The sequence below is a fragment of the Ignavibacterium sp. genome, from assembly GCF_025998815.1.
GTDB lineage: Bacteria > Bacteroidota > Ignavibacteria > Ignavibacteriales > Ignavibacteriaceae > Ignavibacterium.
In genome coordinates, this window is record NZ_AP026678.1 from 1,666,021 (window position 1) to 1,677,738 (window position 11,718).

Below are 11,718 nucleotides of genomic sequence, written 5' to 3' on the forward strand. Positions count from 1 at the left end.
TTAATTATCGAAGCAAACAGTCATAGTTTAAAGTAGCGGACTAATCAAGTTTTATCATTTTGCTGTCGTCGGCGTAGTCAATTACCTGCGGATTTTCAAGGTTTGTAAGTTGTTTAATAAGTTGTTTGATTTTTTCGATTGATTTATCAATTATTTCGAAATCTTCTTCAATCTTATCAATCTTCTTTTCAGCAATTTCCTGTTTAAGATTCTGAAGAGCCATAGTTAAGCTGCTTAAAGGATTGTTAAAATTGTGTCCGATTGTGCAGGCAATTTCCACCAAAGCTTTGGTATGCTCAATAGATTTTAACTCACTTTGCAAATCATAAATTCTGACACCGGATTTTATTCTGGCAATCAATTCCTGATTCTCGATTGGTTTAATCAGAAAATCATCTGCTCCGACATCAAGTCCTGTAATTCTATCTCTTAATGATGTTCGTGCAGTGAGAATAATAAAGTAAATGATTTTTAATTTCGGATCAGACTTAACCTGATTACATAGTTTCAAACCGTCCATAACAGGCATTGTCCAATCGGCAAGGATTACTTTTGGTGAGAATGTTTTTAAAACTTCCAAAGCTTCGAGACCATTATTTGCAGTCACGACTTCAAAATCATTTTTAGTGAGAAGCTTTTCAAGAATAAATCTTGTATCCTTTTCGTCCTCAACAATTAATATTTTATCTTTTTTTTCGCTCAATGTATCAGATAACTATTTACTTTTTGAATAAATGATTTAAAGTTAGTAATCGGTTTAACAATCAGCTCATCGGCTTGAGTTTGTCTAACAAGGGAATCGTTCTGATTAAGGGAAGAAAATCCTGTTGCAATAATAATTGGAATACTTTTAGTTTCAGAATCAGACTTAATCAACCGACTCAGCTTTATCCCATCCATTTTCTCGCCTCTAAAATAAGTATTTGTCAGATTTATATCCATTAAAATTAAACCAATATTTTCTCTCTTGAGTATTGTGAAAAGTTCTTCACCATTGTCGGTTATATAAGGTTCAATACCTGACTTTCTGAAATAGACCATATATAATTGCTGAGTGAGAGTATCGTCTTCAACAATGAGCAACTTTTTCATTGTGGTTCCTCCGTTGCATATTTGATAACGATACTTATTCTTCTGTTAACAACGCTGAATGGATCATTTTTATCAAGCAATCTTGTATCTGCATAACCTCTCACCTCATCAACTCTGCCTGTAGGTAATCCTGAATGAACAAGAACTCTTCTTGCCGCATTTGCTCTTTCAGAACTTAATTCAAAATTAGAATAACCTTTTCCTTCACCACTATATGGACGGGAATCAGTATGTCCTTCAATTACAACTTTATTAGAAAGCTTTTGAAGATTAGCACTAATCTTTTCCAAAAGTTTTTTCGCTTCCGGTTTCAATTCAGAAGTTCCAACTTCAAAGAAAATATCATTTGCTGAATCAATCATTTCGATTCTTAATCCCTCTTTTGCAATTTCTATTTTAACCTGATCAGCGAGATTTTCAAATTCAGGTGTATTCTTCAGTTGATTTATAATTTCATTTCCCATTGATTCAAGCTGCTTCTGTTCTTCTTCTCTCATCTTCTTTTTAATAAAAGCTGAATCGATAATACTCGGTAAATCAGATTTACCCTCAATGATTGATCTCATCTTATCAGAAAATCCAACAGGATCTTTGAAGTATCCAGCAACATTCTGCACAACTTTTTCATCCTGACCAAGAATCCATAAAACAATAAACAGTGCCATCATTGCTGTTACAAAATCTGCATAAGCAACTTTCCAGGCACCACCGTGATGTCCGTGGCCTTTGTGTACCTTCTTAATTATTATCGGAGTTTCCTGATCTTGTGGCATTACTTATCACTCTTTCCGCGAATATAATTTTCAAGTTCCTGGAATGATGGTCTGTAATCGCTGAAAATAGTTCTTCTTGCAATTTCAACTGCAATAATCGGAGGATTTCCTTTTGCATAAGCAACGATACATGCTTTTATCGTTTCAAGATAACGCTTTTCAAGTTCGTGCTGAAGTTCAAGATTGGTGGCTATAGGATTAACGAAACCATAAGCCATTAATACACCGAGAAATGTTCCAACAAGAGCTGCAGCCACGTGCATACCAACAGTTGCAGCTCCTTCATCAATTGAACTCATCGTTACTATAATACCAAGAACTGCTGCAACTATTCCAAGTCCCGGAAATGAATCACCAACTTTTGAAATAGCATTAGCAACAGGTTTCGCTTCCATTTCAAAAGTTTCAATTTCAGCATCTATCAATGCTTCAAGTTCGTGTGGTGGAACTCCACCTGAAAGCATTACTTTCATTGTGTCTGAGAAGAAAGTTGAAGCGTGATGATTATTGATAAAAGTTTTGCTGAGTGAAAGTATTTCACTGTCTTTTGGACTTTCGACATGCTTTTCAATTGCAAGCAATCCATCTCTTTGAGCAAGTAAAAACAAATCATTAAATGACTTTAGCAATTCAAGATAATCCTGTTTGGTATAGTTAACTCCTTTAATAAGATGAGGGATTGAGGCAAATATTTTCTTAATTAAACTCAATGGTGATGCTATAAGAAGACTTCCAAGTGCTGCACCTAAAATTGTAACAAACTCCGCCGGCTGAATCAGCAAAGCGATATTTCCGTGTGCCATAGTGAATCCACCAAGCACAGCACCAATTACGACAACTATTCCTATAATAACAAACATGTTTTAGTCTCCATCGAATGAAAAAGTTTTTCTTTCAATTAAAGAAATTATTTCATCTGTCTGATTCCTGATATAATTCCAATCAATCTTTTCTGAATTAAGTGCAAGTTCAATCATTCTGCTTATCTCTGTAACTTCCGGAAAGCCCATTGATGCAGATACTCCTTTAAGTTCATGAAAAATATTTCCAACAGCATACTTATCTCTTTCAGCAATTGCTTTATTAATCTGAAGCTCTTTCTGTGGAAAAGCTTTTATATAAATTTTTTTCAGTTCATCAATGGTGCTATCTGCAATTAAGCCATCTGATTTTGATTTAGGATGTAATTTACTTTTTGTTAATTCTTCTATCGATTTTATAAGTGCTTCTTCATCAATAGGTTTTGTAATAACTTTATCCGCTCCGGCTTCAAGGCTTGCGAATACATTAGTTTTATTGCTATTACCGCTTATTACTATTACAGGAATTTTTTTCAATTCATCAATTATCTTTATTACCTGAAGCATTTTAATACCATCAAGATTAGGCATTAGAATGTCAAGCAATATTATATCGGGTTTTGATGTTAAAGATTTCTGAATTCCATCAAGTCCATCAATGCTTGTAATAATGTTGCACTGATATTCAGAAAACAGTTTTGTCAATGAACTCCTTGTTAAATCAGAATCATCAACAATCAGAATATTTAATGGTTTATTACTCATTCTAAATTTTCTTGATTTTCAAACCTTTAATTTCAGATGGCTTCTCTTTGATTTTGTTAAGAGCATCTTTGGTGCTTTCTTTAACTCTGTCAAGCACTTCTTTCCTCACAATTTGAACATCTTTTGGTGCTTCAATTCCCAACTTCACCTGATTATCGGAAATTGAAATTATTTTTATAGTAATTTCCCCATCAATGTTTATTTCCTCGTTAAGTTTTCTCGTTAGAATCAGCATAGCTTAGCTCTCTACAAAAAGTTTATAATTGATTGGGTATTTATCTGTGTCGATAATTTTCTGGAAACCGGTTTTCTTATCCTGATTGATATAAACCGGAGCTTTCAGGTTAGCTGTGATTAGCAAAGGATCTTTATTTAAAGTAACAATTGCAAATGCTTCGTAGTTTTCAACCTCCGGAAATTCTTCATCAATGATTCTGGTTCCAACAAGTGGAAAACAAATTTCCGGTCTTTCAACCGATGTTAACCAGTAAAATAAATCATCATCAGTTTTAATGAGCAAATATTTTTTCAATTGCTCAAATCCATAAAGACCATCTTGAAAGTTCAGAATCAGGTCTTCAGAAAATTCAATTTCGCCGAATTGGTCTGTTTTAAGTTTCATAATCTTTCTTATTTAATTATTACTATGTCAACTCTTCTGTTTGAAGCTCTTCCGTAAGGTGTATCATTTGATTCAATCGGTTTATATTCAGCATATCCAACGATTGAAACCTTATCCGGATTTACACCTTCTTCTTTAATAAGATAATATGCTGTGTTTAATGCCCTTGCAACTGATAAATGCCAGTTTGAAGGAAAAGCGGACGAACTAATCGGAACATTATCAGTATGGCCTTCAACACGAATATCATTTGGTAATTTTTTAATTATATCTGCAACTCTTTTAAGCACAAGTTTTGAAGTGCTTTTTAATTCCGCTGAACCTGAAGGAAAAACAATGTCTTCAAGAATATGAATTGTAATTCCTCTTTCATTTTCTTCCATTCTTATTGATTTTGAATAATCATTCTCGGCAATAAGCTGAGTAATGTCATTTTTCAATTTATCTAAAGGTGTTGCAATAACTTTCTCCGGAATAGCATCAATTTTAACTTTTGTTACTTCTGTTCCGAATACATTACCAAAAGCACTCAGCATCTTTTCGTATTTCTGAATATCAAGATTTGATGCAGTGTAAAGTAAAATAAAAAGACCCAACAGCAAAGTAATCAGATCAGCATAAGTAATAAGGTATCTATCCTTTTCAGCAGATTCGTGAAAAGGAGATTCTTCATACTCATCTATCTGTGCATTTGCTCTTGCTCTCTTTGAGGAAGCATGCTTACCAGTCTGGATTTCACCAAAACCGGAATTTCTCCGCTTTGCAAAGCCAGAACTCCCTGCAATGAGAGTTGCATCATCTGTTTTTCGTCCAAGTGACATTTTTTTAATTTATCTGCTATTGGTAACCAAATTAAATTTGCCGTAAAAACACCCCAGAGCGTTGCGATAAAAGCTGTTGCTATACTTTTTATTAATGTAGTCGGATCAGCTCCGGCATGTGATAAAGCCATTATCAAACCCATTACAGTTCCGAGTATTCCCATTGTTGGAGCATAACCGCCCATCTTTGTAAAAATAAAAATGTTAGAATAGTGTCGTTCCTGAATAGTTTTCATTTCAAGCTCGGCAAGATCCTGAAGTGTTTCTGGATCAGTTCCATCAATTGCATTTCTCAATAGTTTTTTGCAAAAGAAAAAATCAATTTTTTCGATATCTCTTTCAATGGAAAGTAATCCTTCCTTTCTTGCTTTGAATGCAAGCTGAACAAAAGTATTGATGATAGGATGAGGATTATAACTTGGTGGAAAGTATGCAAGCTTTATAAGCTTAAAAATGTTTTTGAAATTTTCATATCCGAAACCGATTATAACAGCTGCAAAAGTTCCACCGAAAACAATAAGCATTGGCGGAAGTAAAAATAAAGCATTTACTGCTCCGCCTTCCCAAATAAATGCACCAAATACTGATACAATTCCTAACAATAATCCATTAATTGTTCCGAACTTTTTTATCATAAGTAATCCAGAAGCGATTTAGGTAAAATTGTTGCAGCAAGTTTTTGAGAAAGTTGTAATAGATAATCCTGATTCTGTAATTCGATTATTGCTTTTGCAACATCAACTCCATTTACCTGAGTATTATTTTCAGTGATATCAAGATTCTGCTGTGTTAGCATACTTTCAATTGATGTAAACTGATTAATGATATTTCCAATTTCAGATAGCTTTCCAATTACTTTAGAATTGAAAGCGTTTACAGCAGCTCTTTGTTCTTCAGTTGGTGGAATTCCATTTCGTAGATTATCAATAATAATTTTTAACTGATTGAAAATATCCATATCCTGATTTGCATTCAGCAATACCTGGTTTGTGTCAGTTTCTCTCAATTGACTTAAATCAATATTAAAATTAATTCTGTTTGCAGGTACACTTATATTGATTACCGAAGGAGATTTCCCATCCAGAGTTTCAAGAGCACCTGTTGTTGGATTGAACACAAGCTGATTTGGTGTTGAAGAAGTATAAACTGTGTTCCCTCCACCATCAGTTATGTTATATGTAACCTGATATTGATTGCTGTTTGTCTTCTCAATATTAACCTGAAGATTATATTGATTTCCAAGATTATCATAAATTTCTCTGTTCTGTGTTACTATTGTTCCGACTGATGAATTTTTATCAAGTGTTCCATCAGCAGAAACAATCGTTCCGAAAATTTCGATTCCGGTTATATTAATTCTCTGCTCAATTTCCTGACTAATTCTTACCTTATTATAACCTCTTATCTTTGTATTTTGTTCGATAGTTTGTCCATCTGAAGAATAAACAAATGGCTTAGCAGTTTGATCTGTTCCACCAAAAATATACTTACCATCTGCTTTTGAATTTGCAACATCAACCATTAATCGTAAAGAGTTTTCAATCATATCAGCATAGAGACTCATATTTTGCTGATTGATTGGATTGTTCAGTTCTTCAAGTTTTCCAACTACATTTAAAACTTCATCCTGTATTGACTGCAGTGCAAAAGTTGTTTGATCGAGAAATGATAAACCTGTGTGAATATTTTTAAGATATGTATCGAGCTGACTCAACTGATCGTTATTCCTGATTACTTTCACCGCTCCGGTTGGAGAGTCAGATGGTTTTTCAATCTTTACTCCGGAAGAAATCTGTCGTTGCAAAAGTGCAATTCTATCTTTAAGCTGATTTATACTTCCGATATAATAATTAGACATCATTGTTTCTGTTATTCTCATCAGACCATCTCCAGAATTGTTCTAATCATTTCATCAGCAACAGTAATGAGTTTTGCAGATGCTTCATAAGATCTCTGAAACTTCAATACATTTGTCATTTCTTCATCAATTGAAACCCCTGATAATGACTGCCGCTGATCTTCAAGCTGTGAAAGTACCATATTGTTTGCCTGAGCGTAATTTGTTTGTAACAATGCATCATTACCGATTCCATTTATCAAAGCTGAATAAGCATCTACAACAGTTGCCCCGTTAACGATCTGTGCTTCACGCAATCCTGCAATCTGTAAGGCAATATCTCCATTACCATTATCTCCATCGGCAGAAATTGCAATCAATGAAGGATTATCAAGAATACTCTGATTGACTTTTAAAACCCCGTTTTCATAACTATCAAAAAAGTTAATATTAGTTTGCGGTGGATTTGTAATTGAATATCCCTGTTTATGTACCTGATTAACTGCATCTACAAAAGCTGTAACAATCTGATCAAGATTTTTCTGATATGCCGGAATTTTATCAGAGTAAATTTCTGATAAAGCATTAAGTTGGCCACCATTTAAGATTACCGGAATGCCACCATTCTTTAATTTAATTGAAAGTCTTCCATTCGATTCTGTTGCTTCAAATTCTGCTGCGTGTAATCCGTCAGCTGCCAGAGCACCTCCGATTGAGATATTCGCATTATTATTCTGATCATAAGTAACAGTAATATTTACAATCTGACTTAATTGTTGAATCAAATCATCCCGTTTATCAAGCAAATCATTTACTGCTAAACCTTTGTAGCTATTTGTAAACTGCTCTTTGTTTATCTGATGAATTTGTTTCAACAATGTATTTATTGCCTGAACCTGATTTTGAAATTCATCTTTTATATCCTGCTTCATTCTTGCGAATGATTGATTTATCGTGTTTACTTTAGCAGATAAATTGTTCGCTGCGTTGATAACACTTAATCTTAATGGAATTGAATTTGGTGAAGTTGCCAGTTCATCAAAACTGTTAAAGAATCCTGCAAACAAATTTGATAAACCAAGATCACCTGGTTCGGAAAAAAATTGTTCGATATTATTTATCAACTGGCTTTGACGACTGTTGTTATAGAACTTTGAATTTGCTTCTCTGATGTGTGCTTCGATTAATGCATCTCTCACCCGCTGAACATCAGAAATTCTGACACCGTTTCCCCAAACCTTTCCGGCATTTAAATCAGAAATGTCCGTTTCAAATATTATTCGCTGACGGGAAAAAGCAGGATTGTTTGCATTTGCAATATTATGACTTGTTACTTCCAAAGCTCTGCGATAAACAGAAAGACTTCGTGATGATATGTCAAATATTTTTGTTATCGCCATAACTACACCTTCCTGTCGAGTAATTTTTGATTTTTAACTCCGTAAAGATTTGTAACAAGTCCTTTAATAAATTTTCTTGAATGATCGATTAAATATTTATTCTGAAAGTTCAGATTTTCTATTTCATCAACTACTTCAACTAACGAGTTTCTGATGTTTAGATACTCTTCCTGAAGTGTAATATCTGCTTCGGGTTCTGCTTCAAATAATTTCTGAACCAAAAGATTTTTTTCAGGAAGAATATCACTTTGAAGTAAATCCTTTAAAATGTCAATCCGGGCTTTCTCCAAATTTCTAATCTCAGCTAAAATTCTTTCCTGAAGCTCAATAGCTTTTTCGAAATTTTCGTAATCAGATTCTACCATAGCAGTCTGCATCTTCTGAAGAACTTCATACATCTCCTGAAGTTTATTCAACTGATTACGCATTATTTCGAGCAGCTTAAAAATTTTCATTACATTGCCTCAAGATGATTTAAATAGCCCATCACGCGTTTTACATAAGTTTGTGTCTCTGTAAAAGGCGGAATATCGTTATACTTATCTACATTTCCGGGACCTGCATTATATCCTGCTAAAGCAAGCTTAAGATCCCCATCATATTTTCGAAGAAGTTCTGCCAAATATTTAGTGCCGCCAAAAATATTTTCTTTCGGATTCCAAACATTTCTCACACCCAAATAATCTGCTGTTGCATCAATCAACTGCATTAAACCTTTTGCATTAGCCGATGAAAGAGCATTTTCTTTTCCGGCTGATTCTGCAAGTATTACAGCTTTAATAAGATTTTTATCAACTCCGTGAGTTTGAGCAGCTTCTTCTATAATCGATTCATATTTTGAAATCCTGTCCAATGCCTGCTCGGTTGGTTTAACAGCAGGTACTTCAGGTTTTTGATATTCAATCTTGGGAGCATTTTTTACAGTCAATGGATTTGTTTCTACTTCCGAATTTATGTTTGAAATACTTTCGCCTGTAATTCTCTTGTAAATCATATCAGCAACACCAAGTCCTTTTCCTTTTGCGATATGATTTGCAATTTCATATTGGAATATGGATTCAAAAAAATCTCCACCGAAACTTTCCTCTCCGAATAATCCACCAGTGGTTTGCGACATACTTTTTAACATCATCGAAGTAAGCAAGCTTTCGAACTGCTTTGATGCATCAGCTAATTTTTTCTTATCAATGTTTTTCTGATAAGTCTGCTGCTGCACCTGAGAAATGTGCTTATTCGGATTTGTTATTTTCAAGCTGATATCGCTCATAAAAATTTTCTTTACATTATTACAAGTTCTGCTACAAGAGCACCTGCTTCTTTAAGTGCCTGAAATATTGCAATTATATCTTTCGGAGAAACTTTTAGTGAATTCAATGCTGCAGCAACTTCCTGAACATTGCTTGCACCTTGAATTGCAATTGTGTTTGTTGAATCCTGCTGAACATAAGGAATTGCATTGTTAACAACTGCAGTAGTTCCGCTTGAAAAAGCTCCCGGCTGAGAAACAAAAGGATAATTTCTGATTGTTATGTTTAAACTTCCGTGAGTAATGCTTACAGGTTTAATCTGAACATTATTTCCGGCTACAACTGTTCCGGTTCTTTCATTAAGAATAACTTTTGCAACATAATCTGTTTGAACAGGAAGTGATTCAAGCTCTGCAAGAAAACTTATTACATCACTTTGTTTATCAGCTGGAACTTTTACACGAACTTCAGCTGCATCAATTGAAATTGCTGTATTCTGCCCGAACTTATCATTAATAGCTAATGCAACATTATTTGATGTAGTTAAGTCAGGCATTTTAAGAAAAATACTAAGCTCATTATTAGTAACAGTATTTTGGGGTAAATTTTCTTTCAGAACTCCACCAAGCGGAACTCTGCCGGTTAACGCATGATTTTTTGCAACTCGATTTCCTGTGTAAGTGTTAAAATCATATCCACCGATTGAAATTGGACCTTGTGCCATTGCGTAAACTTCACCGTTAATTGCAGAGAGGGGTGTCATTAATAATGTTCCGCCTAAAAGACTTGTTGCATCTCCAAGCGATGAAACAATAACATCAAACTTAAATCCTGGTTTAAAGTTATGCTGAAGCGAAGCAGTTACCATTACAGCAGCAACATTTCTTGTTCTCACATCAGTTTGCGGAACAGTAATACCAAATCTCTTCAGCATACTTGTTATTGATTGCATCGTAAACTGAGTTCTATAACTGTCACCAGTTCCGGCTAAACCAACAACAAGACCATATCCGATCACCTGTTCAGTATGATCGCTGTTGAGATATGCGATATCTTTAATTCTTTGTGTAAAGACCTGTTGAGAGATTATCAATATTACGAATAAAATCAGCTTAAAGGTTTTCATAGTTTACCTAAAAAAGCATTCTTAAAAATTTTGTTAAAAGACCCGGTGATTGAACATCGCTTACAATTCCATTTCCTTCGAATGTAATTTCAGCATCAGAAATGTTGTAAGACAGAACTGAATTATCAGCGCGAACATCAGAAGTTCTGACGATACCTTTAATCGAGATTAATTGTTCTTCACCATTGATTGTAATTTTTTTACTGCCTCTAATTATCAGATTTCCGTTTGCTAAAACTGAATCAATGGTTGCACTGATTTTGGTTTGAATTACTCCGGAAGTTTTGGTTGAACCAGAACCTTTAAAATCATTTCCGCTACCAATATCAAGACTGCCTGAAGGTAATTTAGTTTTATCTAATTGTCCCGATAAATCAAAACCGAGATTGGTTTCTCTGCCGCTTTTAGTTTCCGCATTGTTTGATGCAATTGATGATTCCACAACAATAATTGTGATTGCATCACCAACTCTGGCTGCTTTCTCATCTGAGAAAAGTGAATAAGCTGCATTCTTCCTCATCTCCTGAGGAAAAATTGCAACTGTTATGAACACAATAATTGAAAATAATTTCTTCATAGTCTTACTCAATTAAAACTTTTTGTGAGTTAATTACTTTTGCTTTTAACATTTCATTTGAAAAAGTGAGAATATCAATTACCTCATCAACTTTTCCATCCTGTCTTGCAACCGCTTCCGTACTAACTACAACTGAACCTTTAACACATTCAGCAATTACTCTTGAACCTGATTGAATAACCGGAATTTCTTCAATCAAATCTTTCGTAATTACCTGACCTTCTTTTATTAAACTTTTTGCACGAATTGAGTTCAAATCAGCTAATGTCACTATCTCGGGATTTTTTAGCGAAGTTATTTCAACAGTCTGGACAGAATAACTGTTCGCATCAATTTTTTCTTTTCTCTTAATTTCCTGAATTGCAACCGGAACTTTTTTATATAACTTAATTTGCAAAGTAAGTATTGAATTGACTGATTTATTTCCATCAGAATATTTAACCGGAAGATATGCTGTTGCACCTTTGAACTTTAATTCACGACTTTCATCAATTTTATAATTTCGATCTTTAACATTATTCAGAATTGAAAATTCTATCTTGTCATATCCTTTAAGTTTTTTGTTAAGATAGATTTCAACTTCAGAATTAAAATCCTGAGCCGAAAGCGAAACTGAAAGCAATATGACTAAAATCAGAAACACAATTCATTCTCCTTT

General features: G+C 34.1%; 16 protein-coding genes. All 16 read right to left on the bottom strand.

The annotated features are described in order from the left end of the window. Window positions 1–40: 40 nt before the first annotated feature. Genes Q0X14_RS07125 through flgA form a run of 16 tightly spaced genes read right to left on the bottom strand, consistent with a single transcriptional unit; the run spans window position 41 to window position 11,703 of the window. Complete coding sequence (locus Q0X14_RS07125) at window positions 41–703, bottom strand: response regulator (protein WP_297844419.1); 663 nt, start codon at window positions 701–703, stop codon at window positions 41–43. Next, entirely contained in the window at window positions 700–1,092 is a 393-nt protein-coding gene (locus tag Q0X14_RS07130) for a response regulator (protein ID WP_297844422.1), read from the bottom strand. The genes Q0X14_RS07125 and Q0X14_RS07130 overlap by 4 nt, the downstream gene beginning before the upstream one ends. After that, window positions 1,089–1,865 (bottom strand): OmpA family protein, encoded by a 777-nt coding sequence (locus Q0X14_RS07135; protein ID WP_297844424.1) that lies wholly within the window; start codon window positions 1,863–1,865, stop codon window positions 1,089–1,091. The genes Q0X14_RS07130 and Q0X14_RS07135 overlap by 4 nt, the downstream gene beginning before the upstream one ends. After that, window positions 1,865–2,725 (bottom strand): flagellar motor stator protein MotA, encoded by an 861-nt coding sequence (gene motA, locus Q0X14_RS07140; protein WP_297844428.1) that lies wholly within the window; start codon window positions 2,723–2,725, stop codon window positions 1,865–1,867. Before motA ends, Q0X14_RS07135 begins: the two co-directional genes overlap by 1 nt. 3 nt (window positions 2,726–2,728) lie before the next feature. Further along, window positions 2,729–3,430: a response regulator gene (locus Q0X14_RS07145; RefSeq protein WP_297844431.1), complete on the bottom strand. Its 702-nt coding sequence runs from the start codon at window positions 3,428–3,430 to the stop codon at window positions 2,729–2,731. Window position 3,431: 1 nt separating this feature from the next. After that, window positions 3,432–3,665, bottom strand: coding sequence for a carbon storage regulator CsrA (gene csrA, locus Q0X14_RS07150; protein ID WP_297844434.1), 234 nt, complete (start codon window positions 3,663–3,665; stop codon window positions 3,432–3,434). 3 nt (window positions 3,666–3,668) lie between these two features. Continuing rightward, a complete protein-coding gene (fliW, locus tag Q0X14_RS07155) occupies window positions 3,669–4,052 on the bottom strand; it encodes a flagellar assembly protein FliW (protein WP_297844437.1) in 384 nt (127 codons plus the stop codon). An 8-nt stretch (window positions 4,053–4,060) separates the two neighbouring features. Beyond that, a complete protein-coding gene (locus Q0X14_RS07160; protein ID WP_297844731.1) occupies window positions 4,061–4,837 on the bottom strand; it encodes an OmpA family protein in 777 nt (258 codons plus the stop codon). Continuing rightward, entirely contained in the window at window positions 4,732–5,508 is a 777-nt protein-coding gene (locus tag Q0X14_RS07165; protein ID WP_297844440.1) for a MotA/TolQ/ExbB proton channel family protein, read from the bottom strand. Before Q0X14_RS07165 ends, Q0X14_RS07160 begins: the two co-directional genes overlap by 106 nt. Further along, complete coding sequence (gene flgL, locus Q0X14_RS07170; RefSeq protein WP_297844443.1) at window positions 5,505–6,752, bottom strand: flagellar hook-associated protein FlgL; 1,248 nt, start codon at window positions 6,750–6,752, stop codon at window positions 5,505–5,507. Before flgL ends, Q0X14_RS07165 begins: the two co-directional genes overlap by 4 nt. Continuing rightward, window positions 6,752–8,110 (bottom strand): flagellar hook-associated protein FlgK, encoded by a 1,359-nt coding sequence (flgK, locus tag Q0X14_RS07175; protein WP_297844446.1) that lies wholly within the window; start codon window positions 8,108–8,110, stop codon window positions 6,752–6,754. Before flgK ends, flgL begins: the two co-directional genes overlap by 1 nt. Before the next feature lie 2 nt (window positions 8,111–8,112). Next, on the bottom strand, window positions 8,113–8,565 hold the full coding sequence (flgN, locus tag Q0X14_RS07180; RefSeq protein WP_297844448.1) for a flagellar export chaperone FlgN: 453 nt from the start codon (window positions 8,563–8,565) through the stop codon (window positions 8,113–8,115). Next, window positions 8,565–9,377 carry a transglycosylase SLT domain-containing protein gene (locus tag Q0X14_RS07185; RefSeq protein WP_297844453.1) on the bottom strand — a complete coding sequence of 271 codons (813 nt, stop codon included), beginning with the start codon at window positions 9,375–9,377 and terminating at the stop codon, window positions 8,565–8,567. The genes flgN and Q0X14_RS07185 overlap by 1 nt, the downstream gene beginning before the upstream one ends. 11 nt (window positions 9,378–9,388) lie before the next feature. Beyond that, a complete protein-coding gene (locus tag Q0X14_RS07190; protein ID WP_297844457.1) occupies window positions 9,389–10,483 on the bottom strand; it encodes a flagellar basal body P-ring protein FlgI in 1,095 nt (364 codons plus the stop codon). A gap of 7 nt (window positions 10,484–10,490) precedes the next feature. Continuing rightward, on the bottom strand, window positions 10,491–11,060 hold the full coding sequence (locus tag Q0X14_RS07195) for a flagellar basal body L-ring protein FlgH (protein WP_297844460.1): 570 nt from the start codon (window positions 11,058–11,060) through the stop codon (window positions 10,491–10,493). 4 nt (window positions 11,061–11,064) lie between these two features. Then, window positions 11,065–11,703, bottom strand: coding sequence for a flagellar basal body P-ring formation chaperone FlgA (flgA, locus tag Q0X14_RS07200; RefSeq protein ID WP_297844463.1), 639 nt, complete (start codon window positions 11,701–11,703; stop codon window positions 11,065–11,067). Window positions 11,704–11,718 lie beyond the last annotated feature (15 nt).